Source organism: Mycobacterium sp. 1245805.9 (assembly GCF_001672915.1).
Classification (GTDB): Bacteria; Actinomycetota; Actinomycetes; order Mycobacteriales; family Mycobacteriaceae; genus Mycobacterium.
The window spans coordinates 50,338-72,859 of the sequence record NZ_LZKR01000117.1 but is presented as its reverse complement, the minus strand read 5'-3'; the positions used below and the strand labels follow the sequence as shown (position 1 = coordinate 72,859).

15 protein-coding genes and 3 pseudogenes are annotated in these 22,522 nt (G+C 68.2%); 11 read left to right on the top strand and 7 right to left on the bottom strand.

Going from position 1 to position 22,522, the window contains the following annotated elements; genetic code table 11:
- Positions 1-43: 43 nt before the first annotated feature.
- From A9X00_RS16345 to A9X00_RS16335, 3 genes are read left to right on the top strand one after another with little or no spacing between them, the layout of a single operon-like run.
- A complete protein-coding gene (locus A9X00_RS16345; protein WP_232006848.1) occupies positions 44-517 on the top strand; it encodes a MaoC family dehydratase N-terminal domain-containing protein in 474 nt (157 codons plus the stop codon).
- Positions 514-951 carry a MaoC family dehydratase gene (locus A9X00_RS16340; protein ID WP_067155335.1) on the top strand — a complete coding sequence of 146 codons (438 nt, stop codon included), beginning with the start codon at positions 514-516 and terminating at the stop codon, positions 949-951. Before A9X00_RS16345 ends, A9X00_RS16340 begins: the two co-directional genes overlap by 4 nt.
- Positions 944-1,477 (top strand): maleylpyruvate isomerase family mycothiol-dependent enzyme, encoded by a 534-nt coding sequence (locus tag A9X00_RS16335; RefSeq protein ID WP_067155332.1) that lies wholly within the window; start codon positions 944-946, stop codon positions 1,475-1,477. The genes A9X00_RS16340 and A9X00_RS16335 overlap by 8 nt, the downstream gene beginning before the upstream one ends.
- Here A9X00_RS16335 and A9X00_RS16330 read toward each other — a convergent pair.
- Complete coding sequence (locus A9X00_RS16330) at positions 1,472-2,938, bottom strand: aldehyde dehydrogenase (RefSeq protein ID WP_067155329.1); 1,467 nt, start codon at positions 2,936-2,938, stop codon at positions 1,472-1,474. The genes A9X00_RS16335 and A9X00_RS16330 overlap by 6 nt on opposite strands.
- A 93-nt stretch (positions 2,939-3,031) precedes the next feature.
- Here A9X00_RS16330 and A9X00_RS16325 point away from each other — a divergent pair, with 93 nt between their 5' ends.
- Positions 3,032-4,375, top strand: coding sequence for a lipocalin-like domain-containing protein (locus A9X00_RS16325; protein ID WP_067155398.1), 1,344 nt, complete (start codon positions 3,032-3,034; stop codon positions 4,373-4,375).
- A 57-nt stretch (positions 4,376-4,432) separates the two neighbouring features.
- On the opposite strand, the pseudogene A9X00_RS32795 reads toward A9X00_RS16325, so the two are convergent.
- Positions 4,433-5,149: pseudogene (locus A9X00_RS32795) on the bottom strand (SRPBCC family protein); the annotation flags it as partial.
- Positions 5,150-5,278: 129 nt separating this feature from the next.
- Positions 5,279-5,689, bottom strand: a pseudogene (locus A9X00_RS32790) (aromatic ring-hydroxylating dioxygenase subunit alpha); the annotation flags it as partial.
- Between the two features lie 40 nt (positions 5,690-5,729).
- Between A9X00_RS32790 and A9X00_RS16315 the strand changes: the two are divergent.
- The 5 genes and pseudogenes from A9X00_RS16315 to A9X00_RS16295 all read left to right on the top strand — a co-directional run bounded on the left by A9X00_RS16315 (position 5,730) and on the right by A9X00_RS16295 (position 18,970).
- Complete coding sequence (locus A9X00_RS16315; protein WP_067155322.1) at positions 5,730-6,602, top strand: MerR family transcriptional regulator; 873 nt, start codon at positions 5,730-5,732, stop codon at positions 6,600-6,602.
- Between the two features lie 69 nt (positions 6,603-6,671).
- The gene (locus A9X00_RS16310; protein WP_067155319.1) at positions 6,672-7,391 is read left to right on the top strand and encodes a DUF1906 domain-containing protein; all 720 of its coding nucleotides are present in this window, start codon (positions 6,672-6,674) and stop codon (positions 7,389-7,391) included.
- 500 nt (positions 7,392-7,891) lie between these two features.
- Positions 7,892-17,122 (top strand): type I polyketide synthase, encoded by a 9,231-nt coding sequence (locus A9X00_RS16305; RefSeq protein ID WP_067155316.1) that lies wholly within the window; start codon positions 7,892-7,894, stop codon positions 17,120-17,122.
- A 28-nt stretch (positions 17,123-17,150) separates the two neighbouring features.
- Positions 17,151-17,543: a holo-ACP synthase gene (locus A9X00_RS16300; protein WP_067155313.1), complete on the top strand. Its 393-nt coding sequence runs from the start codon at positions 17,151-17,153 to the stop codon at positions 17,541-17,543.
- A 30-nt stretch (positions 17,544-17,573) separates the two neighbouring features.
- Positions 17,574-18,970: pseudogene (locus A9X00_RS16295) on the top strand (dipeptidase).
- A 4-nt stretch (positions 18,971-18,974) separates the two neighbouring features.
- Here the strand turns inward: A9X00_RS16295 and A9X00_RS16290 are convergent.
- A complete protein-coding gene (locus A9X00_RS16290) occupies positions 18,975-19,508 on the bottom strand; it encodes a DUF3060 domain-containing protein (RefSeq protein ID WP_067155307.1) in 534 nt (177 codons plus the stop codon).
- 160 nt (positions 19,509-19,668) lie between these two features.
- Between A9X00_RS16290 and A9X00_RS16285 the strand changes: the two genes are divergently transcribed.
- The gene (locus A9X00_RS16285) at positions 19,669-20,028 is read left to right on the top strand and encodes an MmpS family transport accessory protein (protein ID WP_156772124.1); all 360 of its coding nucleotides are present in this window, start codon (positions 19,669-19,671) and stop codon (positions 20,026-20,028) included.
- Between the two features lie 34 nt (positions 20,029-20,062).
- Here the strand turns inward: A9X00_RS16285 and A9X00_RS16280 are convergent, their stop codons facing one another.
- Complete coding sequence (locus tag A9X00_RS16280) at positions 20,063-20,848, bottom strand: DUF4239 domain-containing protein (RefSeq protein ID WP_067155301.1); 786 nt, start codon at positions 20,846-20,848, stop codon at positions 20,063-20,065.
- 123 nt (positions 20,849-20,971) lie between these two features.
- Complete coding sequence (gene bcp / locus A9X00_RS16275) at positions 20,972-21,445, bottom strand: thioredoxin-dependent thiol peroxidase (protein WP_067155298.1); 474 nt, start codon at positions 21,443-21,445, stop codon at positions 20,972-20,974.
- A gap of 104 nt (positions 21,446-21,549) precedes the next feature.
- On the opposite strand from bcp, the gene A9X00_RS16270 reads away from it, so the two are divergent.
- Positions 21,550-21,777 (top strand): DUF3618 domain-containing protein, encoded by a 228-nt coding sequence (locus tag A9X00_RS16270; protein WP_067155295.1) that lies wholly within the window; start codon positions 21,550-21,552, stop codon positions 21,775-21,777.
- Between the two features lie 43 nt (positions 21,778-21,820).
- On the opposite strand, the gene A9X00_RS29970 is transcribed toward A9X00_RS16270, so the two are convergent.
- The gene (locus tag A9X00_RS29970) at positions 21,821-22,045 is read right to left on the bottom strand and encodes a ferric uptake regulation protein (protein WP_082975332.1); all 225 of its coding nucleotides are present in this window, start codon (positions 22,043-22,045) and stop codon (positions 21,821-21,823) included.
- Between the last annotated feature and the right edge of the window lie 477 nt (positions 22,046-22,522).

Below are 22,522 nucleotides of genomic sequence, written 5' to 3'. Positions count from 1 at the left end.
CAGCTACCAGCTGGAGTTTGGTAGCTACGAAGACGCGCTCCGCATGGTCGGCGCGAAGAGCGAACCCCGCACCGCGGCGACCCCGGTCAGCGGCGCGCGCATCCAGTTGTTCGCGGCGATGGTCCGCGACGGGAATCGATCGTATTGGGATGCCGAGTTCGCGCGGGAGAAGTGGGGCGGGTTGCTCGCCCCGCCGGCCCTCTTGATGGGTTGGCTGATCCCCCCGCCCTGGGAGCCGACGGGCCGGCCGCCCGCGGCCTCGGTGGTGCTGCGGGTGCCGCTGCCGGGCACCACGTTCATCAACGCGGCCAACGACGTTGAGTTCCTGCGGCCCATCGTCGAGGGCGACGTGCTTACCGCCGTCGAGGAGCTGGTGTCGGTGTCACCGGAAAAGCGGACCCGGCTGGGCATCGGTCATTTCGTCGAGACACTCGAGACCTACACCCGTCAGGACGGCGCCGTGGTGGCCACCTGCCGAAACACCCTGTTCCGGTTCACCCCGGGCGGCGCCTCGTGACCGACCTGGACTGGAACACAATCGACCTACCCGTCGACTTGCCGGAGGTGGTCGACCACATCAGCTATCAGCGGGTGGTCGAGAATGCCGGGGCGACTTGGGACTATTTCCCGGGGCATTTCGACCCCAGCTACGCCCAAAGTCAGGGCAACCCAACGATTTACGTCAACACCATGCATCTCGCGGGGTTTGCCGACCGGGTCGCCACCGACTGGGCGGGCCCGAGCAGCCGCGTGGTGCGCCGCTCGATGCGGCTGGTCGGCTCGGTGTACGCGGGGGACACGATGGTCGGGCGCGGGCGGGCGCTGGCCAAGCGGCGGGACACCTCGGTGGACCCGCCGCGCTGCCTCGTCGACATCGAAATCCAGGTGACCAATCAGCACGGCGCGTTGTGCTGCCCGGTCGAGCTCACCCTGCAGATGCCTTGTGGTTGACGGTGTTAGCGAACTGCACCTGGCGGTGTGCCGCCGTTTCGGTGAGGCCGTTGCCTCGGCGGAGGGCAGGTGGGACTGTCGCTCACCGTGCGATGCGTGGGACGCCCGAGGCGTGCTCGAGCATGTGATCGGCTTTCACGACGTTCTTCTCCTGCGGCCCCTCGGGCTGAAGCCCGACCGGCCGCGGGACGATCCGCGGGTCCGTTGGCAAGCGACCTACGAGGCCCTCACCGGGGCGCTCGAATCCGGTAGGGCGACGCAGCTGGACGCCTATCGGCTGATGCCGAACCTGACCCGCGACGTTGCGGTGCACACCTGGGACCTCGCCCGCGCGGTGGGAGCCGACGACCGATTGGATCCCGGTTGGTGCGAACTGTTTTATACCGGCTTGCCGATGGACCCGCAGGACTTGACCGCGTCGGGGATGTTCAAGGCGCCGGTCACGGTGAACGACGAAATCGACTTACAGGCAAGGCTTCTCGCGCGGCTGGGCCGCGACCCCGGGTGGCGGCCGCCCGAGCTATAGCGGCGGCAGCTTGCCCTTGCACACCAGCGTCTGAAGCTCGACGTACTCGTGCAGTCCCTCCGGACCGAACTCCCGCCCGATGCCGGATTGCTTGAAGCCGCCGAATGGGGCGCCGATGTCGAGGGTGTACATGTTGATGCCGTAGGTGCCGGTGCGGACCCCGGCCGCGACCTCCAAGCCGTGGGCGATGTCGGAGGTCCACACCGAACCGGCCAGACCGTAGTCGCTTTCGTTGGCGATCCGGATGGCGTCCTCCTCGTCGCGGTAGCGCAGCACGGTCAACACCGGGCCGAAGATCTCCTCCCGGGCGATGCGCATGTCGTTGGTGGCGTCGGCGAACAGCGTCGGCCGCACGTACCAGCCCCGGTCCGACGGACTGTCCTCGCCGCCGAGCACCACGCGGGCCCCCTCGGTCTTGCCGGAGCGGATGTACTCCTGCACCCGACGTTGTTGCCGTTGCGCGACAAGGGGTCCGATGTCCGTGGCCTCGTCGGCCGGGTCCCCGACGTTGAGCGCCGACATCATCTCGGCCAGCGCGTCGACGACCTCGTCGTGCCGCCGATCGCTGACCAGGATGCGGGTCTGCGCGACGCAGGCCTGGCCGTTGTTCATCAGGCCGGCGGTTTTCAGCCCCGCCACCGTCTTGCCGATGTCGGCGTCGTCGAGAATGATCGCCGCCGACTTGCCGCCCAGCTCGAGACTCACCCTCTTGAGCTGCTCGCCGCACAGGGCGGCGATGCGGCGACCGACGCCGCTGGATCCGGTGAACGCGATCTTGTCCACCCCGGGATGGCGGACCAGCGCCTCGCCGATGTCGGGTCCGCCCGGCAGCACCGAGACCACACCGTCGGGCAGGTCCAGTTGTTCGATCATTTCGGCCAACCACAAAGCGTCCAAAGGCGTTTCGGGCGCGGGCTTGATGATCACCGTGCAGCCCGCGATCAGCGCCGGGATTAGCTTGGGCATGATCAGGAACTGCGGCACATTCCACGGCACGATCGCCCCGACCACCCCGACCGGGGCCCGGCGCAGGTGCACTTCCCCGAGCACGCCCTGGCGGCGCTCCGTCCAGGGAAAGTCGCGCGCGGCGGCCAGCGCGAGGTGGATCAGCGAGGCGGCGGCGGCGCCTTGACCCAGCCGACTGAAACTGCGCGGCGAACCCATCTCGTCGGTGATCAGGTCGGCCATCTCCTCGATGTGGCCGGCGTAGATCGCGGCGAGCTGCTCGACCTTGGCCATCCGGTCGGCGTGGCTCATGCGGGGCCACGGGCCGTGGTCGAAAGCGCTTCGCGCGGCGGCGACGGCGGCGTCGACGTCCTCGGGCCCGGCCACCTGGACGTGGCCGACCGGCTCCTCGGAGTGCGGCGAGATCACGGCGAGCTGCTGGGGGTTGGCGGGCTTGCGCCACTGCCCCCCGATGAAGAGTTCGTTATAGGAACGATGGCCGGGATTGTCTGTCATCGAGCACTTCCTCGGGGAATGGGACCGCGACCGTAATTTCGCTATTGACGCTAACATAGCGAAAAAAGAAGGATGGGCGCCGTGGCAAGCGATATGGATAGCGATTGGCGCACCTACCCATTTCGGTTGGTGCCCGGCGATCCCCAGCTGGATTTCCCCGCGGCCGAAGGCGAACACGCCGACCAGGAGTCGGACACCTGGTTCATCGCCGGTCAGCTCGACGCCGAAAGCGGTCGCTCGTTTGCCTTCCTGACCATCTTCAACAAGAACCGGCCGGGTGGAACGATCGTCGCGGATTTCTACACGATGGCGCTGTTCGACCTGGACACCGGTGACTACGGCACCTACACGGACTACGACATGCCGCCGGCGAACATGGAGCCGGGGGCCCAGCGCAAGCTGACCATGGCGCCGGGTTACCTCGACCTGAGCTACCACAGCGGCGCGGGTACCGCGTCGTGGAGCGCGTGCCGCGACGGCGACGGGAAATTGCTGCCGTACACGTACCGCGTCAGCCTGGTCGGCGAGGACCACTCCGGCCGGCCGATGCGGCTCGACCTGGCCGTAACCCCAACGCGCGCACCGACACCGGTGGGCGCGTCGACCTACAACGGGAAGATCGTCTGCTTCGGCCAGAGCGACACGTACTCGTATTTCCAGACGGGAATGGCGATGACGGGAACACTGCGCTGGGGAGACGTCGTCGAGCAGGTCTCCGGCAGCGGCGGGCACGTCGACCGGCAGTGGTTCCCGAAGTACGCCGGCGGCGGGGGAAGCGGGGGAGACCCGCGGGCCCGGTCACACGAATGGCGCACCATCAACTTCGACAACGGCGTGGACCTGAGCATCTGGCGGCAATTCGACCGAACGAACGGCAATGCGCTGCAACCGTTTACCGGCGTCACGGCCAGCTATCCCGATCCGGCCACGCCGCCCGACTGCGCCGAGGACGTCGAGGTCACGATCCACAGCTATGTCCGCTGGCCGGACGCGGTGCGCCCGCTGGTGCGGCCGGTCGCCCCGGCTCGATACATGCCGGACCGCCACCGGATCCGCTGCGCCACACTGCAACTGGACATTGTCGGAGAGCCGCTGGTCGCGGCCCCGGCGCACGGCCTGCCGATCGAGTACATGGTAGGTCCCTACCGTTACCAAGGGACGCTGTGGGGCAAACCCGTCACCGGGTTTGCCTTCAACGAGCGCTCGCTCGCGCTGTATCGCGATTGGGAGCTGGTCGAGGTGCTGGCCACCACCGTCGCGAACGCCTCGCCACCCGCGCCGGAGCTGCAGATGCTCGCCGACCGGGTGGTTCCGCTGGTTGCCGCCGGCCGGCGCGGCGAGGCGGTCGAGCTGTTGAGGGGCGCGGCTCCCGTCGAAAATGGAGCGCTGGCAACCATTCTCGAGGATCTGATCGCCGTCCTGTCCGAGCAGAACTGAGGGCTCCGCGCCGAGCCTGTAAATTTGCAGGCGTTCACTCGCACTTTCGCTGCAGATTTACAGACTCGGCGCGAGCGCGTCGGCCCAGGTGATGTGGCGGTGCTGCAGCCCGGGTTCGTTGCGGCCGAACACCAGGTGATCCCGGGCACCCGACTCGAGGTTGGCCTGCAGACCTTCGACCAGCCGGTAGTCCTCGTCGCGGACCGTGGAGTGGGCGTACTCGAAGACGGCCTGAGCGCCGGCGGCCACGGACTCGTCGGACAGGTCCAGCGGTGTCGAGTTCTGGTGCACGGTGATCGACCGGCCGGGCCGGTCGCCGGGGTAGATGCGGAAGAGCTCGCCGTTGGCGATGGTCACCGACAGCACGATGTTGGGGAACAGCGCGTAGATCACGACCATGTTGTGGAACGGGTCCCATTGCTCCTCGGGAACGTCGTCGAGGTCCAGGATCGTGTTGAGCGGGAAGATCAACCGATGATGGGGGCCGAACGCGTCGAACACCGTGCAGTTGCTCCGGGCAATGGTGGCAAAGGTTTGCCGGTGCACGGTGGCGAAATGGTAGTTCTCCGCGAAGGTGTCGGCCGCCAGCTTCCAGTTGATCGGAAAGTCGAGCACCTTCTCGCCCAACGGGGACCACCGGCCGATGCCCCACGAATCGAGCTCCTCGGCCAGCGGTCCCAGGTGTGCGGCGACGTCCAGGGTCGCGCTGGGATCCAGCGCGACCCAAAGGAATCCGGCGTATTCAGCGGCCGGCAGTTCGGTCAAACCATCGGACTTGATCGACGCCTCCTCCGATGGGCGCCGACCCGCTGCGCCCGGCTTCGCCGCGCTTGCGGTCGACGCCTCCTCCGATGGGCGCCGACCCGCTGCGCCCGGCTTCGCCGCGCTTGCGGTCGACGCCTCCGGGAACCCCTCACGTCCCGGAAGCGCCACCAAGCGCCCCGTGTTGTCGTACGTCCACGCGTGGTACGGACACGTGAACCGCTTCGCGGTGCCGCACCCCGTTGCGACCTGCGATTGACGGTGCAGGCAGACGTTGTCGAACGCCTTGACCGAACCCGCCGACGTGCGCGTCAGCAGGATGGATCGGCCCATCACCGTCTTGGTGCAGTACGCGCCCGGAGCCGGGAGCTCCGAGACGTAGCCGACCAACTGCGGGCTGGCCAGCAGCATGGCCCGGTCCCGTTCGTGCCGCTCGACCGACGTGTAATCCCGTGCGTCGACCCGATGCTGCGACGGGGCAAGGTCGGTCGTCTTGTCGCGCGCCAGCTTCAACGCACGCCGCGTCAGGTCGACGAGCTGCTCACGCTCCATATGCCCAGTACAGACCTTGTGACAGTTGTAAGGTCAAGCCGTGGCTGAGCAGTTGCTGATCGGCGACGTCGCGGCCCTGACCGGAATCGCATCGGGCCGCATCCGCCATTACGAGAAAATTGGGCTGCTGCACGCCGAATACCTCAGCAACGGCTATCGCGTCTTCGACGTCGACCAGGTGCTCGAGCTGCTGCGCATCGACCTGATGCGAAGCCTCGGCGTCGGCATCAACGACATCCAGCGGTTGCTCGACGGCGGCCAGACCACCCTGGCCGGGCTGCTGGACGAGCACCGCACCCTGCTCGTCCGCGAGCGCGACCGGCTGGATCAGCTGATCGCGGCGATCGATACCGCGATCGACACGGGCCCGTCCGGCCTCAACGAAGACATCCTGCGCAGGCTGGCGACGAGGCATCGCGACAGCATCGGCGTCATCGGCAGGCTCACCGCCCCGCTTTCCCCGTCCGTCACCGAGATGTACGCCCAGCTCTTCGACGGGTGGGAGCTGCCGGTCCCCGCTTTGTTCGGGCAGATGGCGTTGCCCCCGGCGGCCAGCACGCTGCTGGAGCAACTGGCCGAGACGCCGGGACATCAGGTGCTCTTCGACCGCCTGCGCAAACTCGCCAACGACGTGGTTGCGTTAGACGAAAGCGATTCCGCGGCAACAGAACTCGCGCGCACCTGGATCGACGCGCAAGTGGCCGACCCGTTGCCCGACGACCTGGTCGGCGTGCTGCGGCAGGTGCAACCGTTGTTGGTGAACGACCCGGTGATGGTGCAGGGATTCCGGGCCTGGGCCGGATCGATAAGCCCGGCGGCCGCCCACTTCCTTGATGAGATGTCGCGGCAGACGGCCCGCCGCGGCCTGGAGGCCATCATCGTCATCGTGCTGCCGAGCGATGCGTCGATGTGACGCATATGTGATCGCTGTGATCTAAGTGGTTGATGGGACAAGTGATGTTCCTGTCGTACCCTGTGGCATGTGTCGGTCTCGCGCCGTGACGTGCTCAAATTCGTGGCCGCAACCCCGGGCCTGGTAGGGCTGGGCGTCGCGGCGGCGTCGTTGCGCGCCGCGCCGGCGTCAGCGTCGCTGGGCACGCTGCTGGACTACGCCGCGGGGGTCATCCCGGCCAGCCAGATCAGGGCCGCCGGAGCGGTCGGATCCATTCGGTACGTCTCCGACCGCCGGCCGGGCGGCAACTGGATGCTGGGCAAGCCGATTCAGGTTGGCGAGGCCCGCGACCTGAGCAGCAACGGGCTCAAGATCGTCTCCTGTTACCAGTACGGCAAGGGGTCCACGGCCGACTGGCTGGGCGGGGCGGCGGCGGGCCTGCAACACGCCCAGCGCGGGATGCAGTTGCATGCGGCCGCCGGCGGTCCGGCGAACGCCCCGATCTACGCGTCGATCGACGACGACCCGTCGTACGAGCAGTACAAGCAGCTGATCGTGCCGTATCTGCGTTCCTGGGAGTCGGTGATCGGGCACGAGCGCACCGGGGTGTACGCCAATTCGAAAACCATCGACTGGGCGCTGCACGACGGGCTCGGCGCGTACTTCTGGCAGCACAACTGGGGCTCGCCCAAGGGCTTCGCCCACCCGGCGGCGAGCCTGCATCAGGTCGAGATCGACAAACGAAGCGTCGGCGGGGTAGGGGTCGACATCAACGAAATCCTCAAACCGCAATTCGGTCAGTGGGCGTAGGGTCCCGGCGGTCCAGCTTCCAGCAAACACTCGTTCGCTCATTCACACGCGCCGCGGGCCCGTCGGACGGCGCTGACGCGGCGTCAACGGCGGTTAAGCGAGTCGATTTTTTTAACATAACGATTACATAACAATCGTGCCTTGATCAGCGCAGTTATAGCTACTCGACCGTAACCACCTGCATGCAGCAGGTTTGTTCGCCGCGCCCGCGCGGGCGGTCAAAGCCGGTGTTACCCACGACACGGTTACCCGTGCGTAGAACTCACCAGTAACCGATCAACATGCAAAAAGGGCACTGATCCTTATGACACTCTTAGTACAGCCGATGCTGTCCGCCGCGCCGCTCGATCCTTCGAGGCGGTCCGCGACAGCACACCGGCCAGCCGTCCTCCGGCTGTGATTCGACGGGGAATCGAGTGAGACCGAGCAGGCCCCCGACCGATGGGGCCGACCGGCCGAACGAAACCGAGACGTAAAAGACGCATACAGGGGAGACGAAGGTGACGATCCACGAGCACGACCGGGTGTCCGCCGACCGCGACGGGAACAGCCCGCACAGCGCCCATGCTCTGGTCGACCGCCTGACGGCCGGCGAGCCGTATGCCATCGCCTTCGGCGGCCAGGGCAGCGCCTGGCTGGAGACCCTCGAAGAGCTGGTGTCCTCGGCCGGGATCGAAACCGACCTGGCAACGCTGGTCGGCGAGGTCGAAATGCTGCTCGAGCCGGTGGCCAAAGAGCTGGTCGTGGTCCGCCCGATCGGTTTCGAGCCGCTTCGCTGGGTGCGTGCGCTGGCCGCCGAGGATCCCATCCCGTCGGACAAGCACCTGACGTCGGCCGCGGTGTCGATCCCGGGCGTGCTGCTCACCCAGATCGCGGCGGCGCGGGCGCTGGCCCGCCAGGGCATGGATTGGACCGCCACGCCGCCGGTGGCCGTTGTCGGGCATTCCCAGGGCGTGCTCGCCGTCGAGGCGTTCAACGCCGGGGGCGCCCGCGACATCGAACTGCTGGCGCTGGCCCAGCTGATCGGCGCGGCCGGGACGCTGGTCGCCCGAAGGCGCGGGATCTCCGTGCTGGGGAACCGGCCGCCGATGGTGTCGGTGACCAACGCCGACCCCGAACGCATTCGCCGGCTGCTCGACGAGTTCGCGCAGGACGTGCGGACCGTGCTGCCCCCGGTGCTGTCCATCCGCAACGGCCGCCGGTCGGTCGTCATCACCGGCACCCCCGAGCAGCTCTCGCGCTTCGAACTGTATTGCCAGCAGATCTCCGAAAAGGAGGAGGCCGACCGCAAGAACAAGGTCCGCGGCGGCGACGTCTTCGCACCGGTCTTCGACCCGGTTCGGGTCGAGGTTGGCTTCCACACGCCGCGGCTGGCCGACGGCATCGACATCGTCGGGGGCTGGGCCGAGAAGGTCGGCCTCGACGTCGCGCTGGCGCGGAAGCTGACCGAGGCCATCCTGGTGAGCGGCGTCGATTGGGTGGATGAGATCACGAGCGTTCACCAAGCCGGCGCCCGCTGGATTCTCGACCTGGGCCCCGGGGACATCCTGACCCGGCTGACCGCGCCGGTGATCCGCGGCCTGGGCGTCGGCATCGTGCCCGCGGCGACTCGCGGCGGTCAGCGCAACCTCTTCACCGTCGGGGCCACCCCCGAGGTGGCACGGCCCTGGTCGAGCTACGCGCCGACCGTGGTGACGCTGCCCGACGGCCGGGTCAAGCTGTCGACGAAGTTCACCCGGCTGACCGGCCGCTCGCCGATCCTGCTCGCGGGCATGACCCCGACCACTGTCGACGCCAAGATCGTCGCGGCCGCGGCCAATGCCGGGCACTGGGCCGAGCTGGCCGGCGGCGGGCAGGTCACCGAGGAAATCTTCGCCGACCGCATCGAGGAGCTTTCCGGGCTGCTCGAGCCCGGCCGCACCTATCAGTTCAACGCCCTGTTCCTCGACCCTTACCTATGGAAGCTCCAGGTCGGCGGCAAGCGGCTGGTGCAGAAGGCCCGCCAGTCCGGCGCGGCGATCGACGGCCTGGTGATCAGCGCCGGCATCCCGGACCTCGAGGAAGCCGTCGAGTTGATCGACGAGCTCAACGACATCGGTATCAGCCACGTGGTGTTCAAGCCCGGCACCGTGGAGCAGATCCGCTCGGTCATCCGCATCGCGACCGAGGTGCCCACCAAGCCGGTGATCATGCACATCGAGGGCGGCCGCGCCGGCGGCCACCACTCCTGGGAGGACCTGGACGACCTGCTGCTGGCGACCTATTCGGAATTGCGGTCGCGTCCCAACATCACCGTCTGCGTCGGCGGCGGCATCGGCACTCCCGAGCGGGCGGCCGAATACCTGTCCGGGCGCTGGGCCGAGGCGTACGGCTTCCCGTTGATGCCGATCGACGGCATCCTGGTCGGCACCGCGGCGATGGCGACGCTCGAGTCCACGACGTCGCCGTCGGTCAAGCGGATGCTGGTCGAAACCACCGGCACCGACCAGTGGATCAGCGCCGGAAAAGCCCAGGGCGGCATGGCATCCAGCCGTAGCCAGCTCGGCGCCGACATCCACGAGATCGACAACAGCGCCTCACGGTGCGGCCGGCTGCTCGACGAGGTCGCCGGTGACGCCGACGCGGTCGCCGAGCGCCGCGACGAGATCATCGCGGCGATGGCCAACACCGCCAAGCCGTATTTCGGCGACGTGGGGGAGATGACCTACCTGCAGTGGTTGCGGCGCTACGTCGAACTGACCATCGGCGACGGCGATTCGACCGCCGACACGGCCTCGCCCGGCAGCCCCTGGCTGGCCGACACGTGGCGCGACCGTTTCCAGCAGATGCTGCAGCGCGCCGAAGCGCGTTTGCACCCAAAGGATTTCGGGCCGATCGAGACGGCCTTCGCGGACGAGGAGCTGCTGGAGAACCCGGAGGCGGCAATCGGCCGGCTGCTCGAAAGCTACCCGGACGCCGAAACCGTGCAGCTGCACCCGGCCGACGTGCCGTTCTTCGTCACGCTGTGCAAGACCCTCGGCAAGCCGGTCAACTTCGTGCCGGTCATCGACAAGGATGTGCGGCGCTGGTGGCGCAGTGACTCGCTGTGGCAGGCCCACGACGCCCGCTACGACGCCGACCAGGTCTGCATCATCCCGGGCACCGCGGGGGTGGCCGGCATCACCCGGATGGACGAACCCGTCGGCGAGCTGCTGGACCGCTTCGAGCAGGCCGCCGTAAACGAAGCGCTGGCCGCGGGCGCGGAGCCCCGGCCCGCCCCGTCGCGCCGGCGCGGCCGCGCCGACGTGACCGGACCGCTGGCCGTCGTGCTGGACGCGCCGGACGTGCAGTGGGCCGGCCGCACCACGACCAACCCGGTCCATCGAATCGCCGAGCCGAGCGACTGGCTGGTGCATGACGGACCCGAAAGCCAGCGCGCGACGCACTCGTCCACCGGGGCGCGGCTCGAGGTCGACGGCGACGGCGTCATGCTGAGCGTGCCGGTGTCCGGCGCGTGGGTCGACATCCCATTCCGGTTGCCCGCCAACACCGTTGACGGTGGCACCCCCGTGGTGTCCACCGAGGACGCCACCGCCGCCATGCGCGCGGTCCTGGCGATCGCCGCGGGCGTCGACGGGCCGGACTTCCTGCCGGCGGTCACCGACGGGACGGCCACCTTGACGGTGGACTGGGATCCCGAGCGGGTCGCGGACCACACCGGCGTCACGGCTATCTTCGGCGAGCCGCTGGCGCCGAGCCTGACCACCGTGCCCGACGCGCTCGTCGGCCCCTGCTGGCCCGCCGTTTTCGCGGCGATCGGCTCAGCCGTCACCGATTCCGGTGTCCCCGTGGTGGAGGGCCTGCTGAGCCTGGTGCATCTCGACCACGCTGCGCATGTGGTCGGCACGCTGCCGACTGTGCGCGCCCAATTGACCGTCACCGCAACGGCTTCGCGCGCCCTCGACACGGACATGGGCCGGGTGGTCCCGGTCTCGGTGTCCATCTCGGACGCCGACGGCGCGGTAATCGCTACGCTCGCCGAGCGTTTCGCGATCCTCGGGCGCACCGGTGCGGCCGAGCTCACCGATCCGGTCCGGGCCGGCGGCGCGGTGTCGGAGAATGCGACCGACACCCCGCGCCGTCGCCGGCGCGACGTCACGCTGACCGCGCCGGTCGACATGCGCCCGTTCGCGGTGGTGTCCGGTGACCACAATCCCATCCACACCGATCGGGCGGCCGCGCTGCTGGCCGGGCTGGAATCGCCGATCGTGCACGGCATGTGGCTGTCGGCCGCGGCGCAGCACGCGGCGACCGCCACCGACGGCAAGGCCCGCCCGCCCGCTCGGCTGGTCGGCTGGACCGCGCGATTCCTGGGCATGGTCCGTCCCGGTGACGAGGTCGATTTCCGGGTGGACCGCGTCGGAATCGACCAGGGCGCCGAGGTTTTGGAGGTGGCCGCACGGGTCGGATCGGACCTGGTGATGTCGGCCACCGCGCGGCTGGACTCCCCGAGGACGGTCTATGCGTTCCCCGGCCAGGGCATCCAGCACAAGGGCATGGGCATGGACGTCCGGGCCCGGTCCAAGGCGGCGCGCAAGGTGTGGGACGCCGCCGACAAGTTCACCCGCGACACGCTGGGCTTCTCGGTGCTGCACGTGGTGCGCGACAACCCGACCAGCATCATCGCCAGCGGTGTGCATTACAACCACCCCGAGGGCGTGCTGTATCTGACGCAGTTCACCCAGGTTGCGATGGCGACCGTGGCCGCCGCGCAGGTCGCCGAGATGCGTGAGCAGGGTGCCTTCGTCGAAGGCGCCATCGCGTGCGGCCACTCCGTCGGTGAATACACCGCGCTGGCCTGCGTGACGGGCATCTATGAGCTGGAAGCCTTGCTGGAGATGGTGTTTCACCGCGGGTCGAAGATGCACGACATCGTGCCCCGCGACGAGCTGGGTCGCTCCAACTACCGGCTGGCGGCGATCCGGCCCTCGCAGATCGACCTGCCCGACGAGGATGTTCCGGCGTTCGTCGCCGGAATCGCCGAGAGCACCGGTGAATTTCTCGAGATCGTGAATTTCAACCTGCGCGGCTCGCAGTACGCGATCGCCGGCACGGTGCGCGGCCTGGAAGCGCTCGAGGTAGAGATCGAACGTCGTCGTGAAATCACTGGAGGCAAGCGCTCGTTCATCCTGGTGCCGGGCATCGACGTGCCGTTCCACTCGCGGGTGCTGCGCGTCGGCGTGGCCGACTTCCGGCGAGCGCTGGAACGGGTCATGCCGCGCGACAAGGATCCCGACATCATCGTCGGCCGTTACATCCCGAACCTGGTGCCGCGGCCGTTCACGCTGGATCGCGACTTCGTCCAGGAGATCCGGGATTTGGTGCCCGCCGAGCCGCTCGACGAGATCCTCGCCGACTACGACACCTGGCGTCGCGAGCGGCCGGGCGAGCTGGCCCGAAAGCTGCTGATCGAGCTGCTGGCCTGGCAGTTCGCCAGCCCCGTGCGCTGGATCGAGACCCAGGACCTTTTGTTCACCGAGGAGGCCGCGGGCGGTCTCGGTGTGGAGCGGTTCGTCGAGATCGGCGTGAAGTCGGCGCCGACCGTCGCCGGTCTGGCGACCAACACCCTCAAGTTGCCCGAATACGCGCACAGCACGGTCGAGGTGCTCAACGCCGAGCGCGATGCCGCCGTGCTGTTCGCCACCGACACGGACCCGGAGCCGGAACCCGAGGACGAGGTCGGCTACACGGCGCCGGCGGACGCGGCAGCGCCCGAAACGGCCGCAGCCGCACCGGTTTCGGCGCCGGCTGCGCCGTCGGGGGCAGCTCGGCCGGATGACATCACGTTCGATGCCGCTGATGCCACCCTCGCGCTCATCGCGCTGTCGGCCAAGATGCGCATCGACCAGATCGAACAGCTGGACTCCATCGAGTCCATCACCGACGGCGCGTCGTCGCGGCGCAACCAGCTGCTGGTGGACCTGGGTTCGGAGCTGAACCTGGGGGCCATCGACGGCGCGGCCGAGGCCGATCTGGCCGGACTGCGCGCGCAGGTGACCAAGCTGGCACGTACCTACAAGCCTTACGGCCCAGTGCTTTCCGACGCGATCAACGATCAGCTGCGCACGGTGCTGGGGCCGTCGGGCAAGCGGCCGGCCGCGATCGCCGAACGGGTCAAGAAGACCTGGGAGCTCGGGGACGGCTGGGCCAAGCACGTCACGGTGGAAGTGGCGCTGGGCACCCGCGAGGGCACCAGCGTCCGTGGCGGCGCGATGGGCCACCTGCACGAGGGCGCGCTGGCCGACGCCGCCTCCGTCGACAAGGTCATCGACGCGGCGGTCACGTCGGTCGCCGCCCGGCACGGCATTTCGGTGGCGCTGCCGTCGGCGGGCGGTGGCGGCGGCGCGACCATCGACGCGGCCGCGCTCTCCGAATTCACCGACCAGATCACCGGTCGCGACGGCGTGCTGGCCTCGGCGGCCCGCCTGGTGCTGGGCCAGCTGGGCCTCGACGATCCGGTTAGCGTGTCGCCGGCGGCCACCGACGCCGAGCTCATCGACTTGGTCACCGCCGAATTGGGCGCGGACTGGCCACGTTTGGTGGCCCCGGTGTTCGACGCCAAAAAGGCCGTCGTGTTCGACGACCGCTGGGCCAGCGCCCGCGAGGACCTGGTCAAGCTTTGGCTGACCGACGAGGGCGACATCGACGCCGACTGGATGCGGCTGTCCGAGCGGTTCGAGGGCGCAGGCCACGTCGTCGCCACCCAGGCCACCTGGTGGCAGGGCAAGTCGCTGGCCGCCGGCCGCCAGATCCACGCGTCGCTGTACGGCCGCATCGCCGCCGGCGCCGAGAACCCGCTGCCGGGTCCGTACAGCAGCGAGGTCGCCGTGGTGACGGGCGCTTCCAAGGGTTCGATCGCGGCCTCGGTGGTCGCGCGTCTGCTCGACGGCGGCGCCACCGTCATCGCGACGACATCCAAGCTCGACGACGAACGGCTGGCGTTCTACCGCGGGCTCTACCGTGACCACGCCCGCTACGGCGCCGCCCTGTGGGTGGTGGCGGCCAACATGGCGTCCTACTCCGACATCGACGCCCTGGTCGAGTGGGTCGGCACCGAGCAGTCCGAAAGCCTTGGGCCGCAATCCATTCACATCAAGGACGCGCAGACCCCCACGCTGCTGTTCCCGTTCGCGGCCCCGCGCGTCGCCGGCGACCTGTCCGAGGCCGGTTCGCGCTCCGAGATGGAGATGAAGGTCCTGCTGTGGGCCGTGCAGCGGTTGATCGGCGGCCTGTCGAAGATCGGCGCCGAGCGCGACATCGCGTCGCGTCTGCACGTGGTCCTGCCGGGCTCGCCCAACCGCGGCATGTTCGGCGGGGACGGCGCCTACGGTGAGGCCAAGTCGGCGTTGGACGCGCTGGTGAGCCGCTGGCACGCCGAGTCGTCCTGGGCGGCCCGAGTCAGCCTGGCGCACGCGCTGATTGGCTGGACCCGCGGCACCGGGCTGATGGGCCACAACGACGCGATCGTCAGCGCGGTCGAGGAGGCCGGCGTCACCACCTACTCCACCGACGAGATGGCCGCGATGCTGCTGAGCCTGTGCGACGTGGAGTCCAAGGTGGCCGCGGCCAGCAAGCCGATCGAGGCCGACCTGACCGGCGGGCTCGCCGAGGCCAACCTCGATATGGCCGAGCTGGCCGCCAAGGCGCGCGAGGAGATGTCGGCCGAGGCCGCCGGCGAGGACGACGACGACGCGGCCGTGGGCACCATTCGCGCGCTGCCGTCGCCGCCGCGCGGCTACCGCCCGGCACCGCCCCCGGAATGGGCCGACCTCGACGTCGACCCCGCCGAGCTGGTGGTGATCGTCGGCGGCGCCGAGCTCGGACCGTACGGCTCGTCGCGCACCCGGTTCGAGATGGAGGTCGACAACGAGCTGTCGGCGGCCGGTGTGCTCGAGCTGGCCTGGACCACCGGGCTGATCCGTTGGGAAGACGACCCCCAACCCGGTTGGTACGACACCGAATCCGGCGACCTGGTCGACGAGTCCGAGCTGGTCGAGCGCTACCACGACACCGTGGTGGAACGATGCGGCATCCGTGAGTTCGTCGACGACGGCGCCATCGATCCCGATCACGCGTCCCCGCTGCTGGTTTCGGTGTTCCTGGAGAAGGACTTCGCGTTCGTGGTGTCCTCGGAAGCCGACGCGCGCGCCTTCGCCGAGTTCGACCCGGAGCACACGATCATCCGCCCGGTGCCCGACTCGAGTGACTGGCAGGTCATCCGCAAGGCCGGCACCGAGATCCGGGTGCCGCGCAAGACCAAGCTGTCCCGGGTCGTCGGCGGCCAGGTGCCGACCGGGTTCGACCCGACGGTGTGGGGTATCAGCCCCGACATGGCGAGTTCCATTGACCGGCTTGCCGTGTGGAACATCGTGGCGACCGTCGACGCGTTCCTGTCCGCCGGCTTCAGCCCGGCCGAGGTGATGCGCTACGTGCACCCGAGCATGGTGGCCAACACCATGGGTACCGGCATGGGCGGTGGCACGTCGATGCAGACGATGTACCACGGCAACCTGTTGGGCCGTAACAAGCCGAACGACATCTTCCAAGAGGTGCTGCCCAATATCGTTGCCGCACACGTGGTTCAGTCCTACATCGGCAGCTACGGCGCGATGATCCACCCCGTCGCCGCTTGCGCGACCGCCGCCGTGTCGATGGAGGAGGGCCTCGACAAGATCCGGCTGGGCAAGGCCGAGATGGTGGTCGCCGGCGGCATCGACGACCTGACGCTCGAGGGCATCATCGGCTTCGGCGACATGGCCGCGACCGCGGATACCGGCATGATGCGCGGCCGCGGGATCCACGACTCGAAGTTCTCCCGGCCCAACGACCGGCGCCGGCTGGGCTTCGTCGAGGCGCAGGGTGGCGGCACCATCCTGATGGCGCGCGGCGACCTGGCGCTGAAGATGGGCCTGCCGGTCCTCGCCGTGGTCGCGTTCGCGCAGTCGTTCGGCGACGGCGTGCACACCTCGATCCCGGCCCCGGGCCTGGGTGCGCTGGGCGCGGGCCGCGGCGGCAAGGACTCGCCGCTGGCGCGGGCGCTGGCCAAGCTGGGCGTCGGCGCCGACGACATCGCCGTGATCTCCAAGCACGACACGTCGACGCTGGCCAACGATCCCAACGAGACCGAGCTGCACGAGCGGCTGGCCGACTCGCTGGGCCGCTCGCCGGGCGCCCCGTTGTTCGTGGTATCGCAGAAGAGCCTCACCGGCCACGCCAAGGGCGGTGCCGCGGTCTTCCAGACGATGGGCCTGTGCCAGATGCTGCGCGACGGGGTCATCCCGCCCAACCGCAGCCTGGATTGCGTCGACGACGAACTGGCGGGCTCCTCGCACTTCGTCTGGGTGCGCGACACGCTGCGGCTCGGTGAGAAATTCCCGCTCAAGGCGGGGATGCTGACCAGCCTCGGGTTCGGCCACGTGTCCGGGCTCGTCGCGCTGGTGCACCCCCAGGCGTTCATCGCCGCGCTGGACCCGGATCAGCGCGCCGACTACCAGCGGCGTGCGGACGCCCGCCTGCTGGCCGGCCAGCGCCGACTCGTGTCGGCCATCGCCGGTGGCCCGCCGATGTACCAGCGGCCCCCGGACCGTCGCTTCGACCACGAGGTGGCGGAGAAGCGGCAGGAGGCGGCGATGCTGTTGAATCCGGCCGCCCGTCTGGGCGACGACGACGCCTACCAGGTCCCTGCCGGGTGACGCCGTCCATCGGTTAACCTGGCCAGCCATGGGCATTGTCGGTGTGGGGATCGATCTCGTCTCCATCCCTGATTTCGCCGAGCAGGTCGACCAACCGGGAACGACATTCTCCGAAACGTTCACCCCGGGTGAGCGGCGCGACGCCTCGGACAAGAGTTCGTCGGCGGCGCGCCACCTGGCGGCCCGCTGGGCGGCGAAGGAGGCGGTGATCAAGGCCTGGTCGGTGTCGCGGTTCGCGCAGCGGCCCGTGTTGCCGGAGGACATCCACCGTGACATCGAGGTGGTCACCGACATGTGGGGCCGACCCCGGGTGCGGCTGACCGGGGACATCGCCAAGCATCTGGCCGACGTGACGATCCACGTGTCGCTGACGCACGAAGGGGATACCGCCGCCGCCGTCGCGATCCTGGAGACTCCTTGAGCGCGAGCCCTCATCCGCGAGCGTGCGTGTTTGTCCGCGACACGCCGCCGGTTGAGGGCATTCTGTGCACGCTCGCGGGATGAAGGGGAGGCATGAGCGATCTGACTGAGCGCGTCCGCGAGGTGTTGCCGTCGGTGCGCCGCGACCTCGAGGACTTGGTGCGGATCGAATCGGTGTGGGCCGACCCGGCCCGGCGCGACGAGGTGCACCGCAGCGCGCAGGCGGTGGCGGACCTGTTGTCGCAGGCCGGTTTTGGCGACGTGCGCATCGTCAGCGAGGGCGGGGCGCCGGCCGTCATCGCGCGGCATCCGGCGCCGCCGGGAGCGCCCACCGTGTTGCTGTACGCGCACCACGACGTGCAGCCCGAGGGCGACCACGGCCAGTGGGTATCGCCGCCCTTCGAGCCCACCGAGCGCGACGGCCGGCTGTACGGCCGCGGCAGCGCCGACGACAAGGCCGGTGTGGCAACGCATTTGGCGGCATTTCGCGCACACGGCGGCCAGCCGCCGGTCGGCGTGACGGTCTTCGTCGAGGGCGAGGAGGAATCCGGCTCGCCGTCGCTGGGCCGACTGCTCCGCGCCGACCGCGACGCGCTGACCGCCGACGTGATCGTCATCGCGGACTCGGACAACTGGAGCACCGACACCCCCGCGCTCACGGTTTCGCTGCGCGGGCTGGTCGACTGCGTGGTCGAGGTGGCCACGCTCGACCACGGGCTGCACTCGGGCCTGTGGGGCGGGGTGGTTCCCGACGCGCTGAGCGCCCTGGTGCGGGTGCTGGCCAGTCTGCACGACGACGACGGCAACGTCGCCGTGGCCGGGCTGCACGAAACCGACATCAGCTCACTGAACTACCCCGACTATCCGCCCGGGCGGGTGCGCGCCGATTCCGGTGTGCTGGACGGGGTGTCCGAGATCGGTTCCGGTTCGGTGCCCCAGCGGCTGTGGGCCAAACCGGCGATCACCGTGATCGGCATCGACACGACACCCGTTGCGGCAGCGTCGAATACGCTCATCCCGCGGGCCGGGGCCAAGGTCAGCATGCGGATAGCTCCCGGCGGCGACGCCGAGGCGCACCTGGACGCGTTGACGTCACATCTGCAGCGGCACGCCCCGTGGGGGGCGCGGGTCAGCGTCACGCGCGGCGACAAGGGCGAGCCCTACGCCATCGACGCCAGCGGCCCGGTTTATGACGCGGCGCGGGCGGCCTTTCGGCAGGCCTGGGGCGCCGAGCCGATCGATATGGGGATGGGTGGCTCGATCCCGTTCATCGCCGAGTTCGCGGCGGCGTTCCCGCAGGCGAAGATCCTCGTCACCGGCGTCGAGGACCCGGCGACCCAGGCGCACAGCATCAACGAAAGCCTGCACCTTGGCGTGCTGGAGCGCGCGGCGATCGCCGAGGCCCTGCTGCTGGCCAACCTGGGCTAGGTTCTCAACGGTTGCTCAGACGTTCGGCGACGATATCGTTGCTTCCCGTCTTGTTGATCGTCGGTGCGCCGGAGTGGTAGATCACCACGTTGTCGTCGCCGATGATCCCGATGGTGTCGGCGCTGTCGACGGTGACTTTATTTGCGCTACCTCGGATGTCGAGCCGCTGGCAGTGGCCGGTGACTGTGTACGTGTTGTTGCCCCCGTCCAGCTCGAGGTTTCCGTTGTTGCAGTCGATCGTGCCCGTCGTACCAGCGTTGATCATGATGAGGTGTCCGTGCACGGTGTCCTTGCTGTAATGCGTCGCCACGTAGCATCCGATGGCGATCAGGGCCGCGACCCCACAGATCAGTAGGAACCTTTTTCGCGGATTCGTCGCCAGCTCGGCCACGCTGGGAAACCGCCGCCGCGAGGCCTCCGCGGGTACCGCCCGACTTCCCGAGTCGGTGCCGAACGGCCGGGGCGGGGTCACCGGCGTCTGGCCGACACCGCTTTCCAGGTCGCGGATGTACTGCTCGGGGTCTTCTTGGTCCCTCATCGTCGACTCCTTACGCGTCTCCATCTAGGCGCGCGAACAGTCTGCCCCATAACGCTTGCGAGATCCTTGTGCGCGACCGGACCGGCGTTGCGTCTACGAGTTGCTGATACGCGCGAGCGGGCGCAAAGTACCCGTGAGCGGGGGCGACAAAGGAGCACTGATGAAGGCACGGTTTGCCCTAGCCCCCGCGCTATCGGTCGGGGTGTTGCTGACAGCGGCGCCGGTCGCGGCCGGCGCGCCGGGCGATGTGGTGGTGTACACCGTGACGTCGGATGCCCCGTTGGCGGCGGTGTCCTATTACGACGCGACCGGTGTCCTGCAGGTTCTGAACAATCAGCCGGTCCCGTGGTCGGTCTCGTTCACCAGCAAGGACACCAGCCCGTCGGCGGTGCTGAGCGTCGCCGCGAATCCGACGGGTCAGAAGACGACGTGCACGATCACCGTCAACGGGACCGTGAAGGACACCCAGTCCAAGACCGAGTCGGGCGAAGCCAACCTGGTGCAGTGCATCTCAACGTAATCGGAACTCACTATTCGAACCCGCTCGACAATCCTCACGTTCCGCGGTCGACCTCGTCAAAAACCGCAACCGCGTGGGCAAATGGTTGCGAGGTGACGCCTAGTGGGCCGAAAGGATGGTCGAGGACGAAGACGAGGAATAGCAGTAAGCCGAGCAGGACGGCGACCGTGCTCGTCAGGACCATGTGACCACGGTTGCTCGTCAGGCGCAAAAAGCCGGTGAGGGTGATCAGCACCAACCCGCCGAAGATCAAAGAACACCACAGCAGCGGCGGTATTCGTGGCTTGGCATCCAGGATGCGGGTGCTGCGTTCGGATGCCAAGGCGGACAGCCGGCCTAGAAAATCTTGGCTGATGGGGCTCGACGCGGCATTGGACTGCTGACCGCCGACGATGCGATACATTGCCGTGATCGCGGCCCGCCCACGATTGCTGATGCGTCCGAAATCCTGCTTGCCCCACTCCGGGCCCTGCGTCCCATCCGCGTACTGGCGCAGCTGTTCGCGGATCTGCGATTGCTCGGGCTGCGGCATGGCGACGGTCTGGCGGTACATCGTCGTCAATGTCGATGCCTCGTTGGAAACATTGACCTCGGCGGACAGGAATTCCTGCCAGCCGACCACAACGGTGAAACCGAGGAGAGCGCCGTAGACCAGTCCCACAACCGTCACGTACGGCGAAAGCGCCGAGTTGTGTTCCGGGCCGGTGTCATCGGAAAGGACCCGGCTGCCCAGCTGGACGGTGCTCACCGCTATCAGTACGGCGCCGACGATGACGACGGCCAACAACAGCCACGCGCCGATTGACCCGAAGTCCCCCATCAATCAATCAGGATGCCAACAAGCGCCAGCCATCCCGCGAAGCGCGACCGACGTGTCGCCGAATAACTTCGCGGGTTGTCCACCAGATGAGTGCTGCTGTCTGGTGGGATCTTCAATCCTCGACTACACCGAGAGGTCGCGCCGCAGCTTGGCGACGTGGCCGGTGGCCTTGACGTTGTACTGCGCGACCGCGATCTTGCCCTTCTCGTCGACCACGAAGGTCGACCGGATCACCCCGGTGACGGTCTTGCCGTACATCTGCTTCTCGCCGTAGGCGCCCCATGCCGTCAGCACCTTGCGGTCGGGATCGGACAGCAGGGGGAACGTCAGCTTCTCGGCGTCGCGGAACTTCGCCAGCTTCTCGGGCTTGTCCGGCGAAATGCCCACCACGTCCAGCCCGGCCTCGTTGAGCTCGCGCAGGTTGTCGCGAAAGTCGCACGCCTGTTTGGTGCATCCCGGCGTCGAGGCGGCCGGATAGAAATAGACGACCACTCGGCGTCCCTTGTAGTCGGCCAGCGACACCGTGTTGCCGTCGGCGTCGGGCAGGCTGAAGGCGGGCGCCTTGTCGCCCGGGGCGAGCCGGGTGGTCTCGGTCAACGTGGGTCCTTTCTCTTCACCGGCGCGATGGGGTTGTCGCCGGCTGATCTAGGGTAGTGCGGGCGGGTGTATCACCTGAAGACTGGGACTTGGAGGACAGACACGTGGCGGACCGGGACCCCGAGGCCATCAAGCGGGACATCGACGTCGCCCGCGACCAGCTGGCGGCCACCGTCGACTCACTCGCCGAGCGCGCCAACCCCCGCCGTCTCGCCGACGACATCAAGGCCCGCGCGGTCGAATTCGTGAAGAAGCCCGTGGTGATCGCCTCGCTGGTGGGGATCTCTTCGGTCGTCGTGATCGTGGTGGTGCGCAGGATCAGGGACCGCTGACCATCGCGGAAAGTGGCGAGTTCGCTATTTGGGGAAGCGTCGTTTATCGCGCGGCTTTGGCGGCTTCGCGACGAGCCTTTTCTTTCGCGCGGGTCGAGCAGCAATGTCCCATATCGCAATGGAACCGGTCGGCGCATTCTTGCGAACAATAAACTGAGGCGGCCGGAAGCCAGTCGGGATCGGACAGGTCATGCGGTCGATCGTTCGGATCGAACGTATGGCCGCAATGTACGCAGGTCTTGAGCTTGACCTTGGCCTTGGTAGCCATGTCGATCAGCGTACGCGCTGTGGCCTTAAAACTGTGCTGGTTTCAACCCGTGACAACAATGGACGTCTTGTAACAAATTTGCGCCGGCGAATCGGCTATTTCCGGACACTGATTTTCGGCACGACCGCGTGGCCATCCCGATGGCAACGACGCCTGAGGCCGACACCATAAATCAGCGCCTCACAGTGAAATCGCTTCTAGCGCAAGATGTTCCACACCCCCGACTCCAACACCGTCGTGCGTGTCCCTTGTTGAGCGTCTCTTGTTGCTGTGCGCGCGCGAGTAGCTCACCCTGCCGTTGGTCGTCGCCCTCCAAACTGGCCGGGTGGAGTGCGACGAGCGGTGCGGTTGCCGCGCGGCTCGGAGGCGGCCGCGCACCACGCAGGAATTAACTCGACCGTCATGGCGTTGGCTAGCGTTTGCGCGGGTGACGAGATGCCTAAACACTGAGCCCGTCGCGCTTTCCTAGTCGGAGGG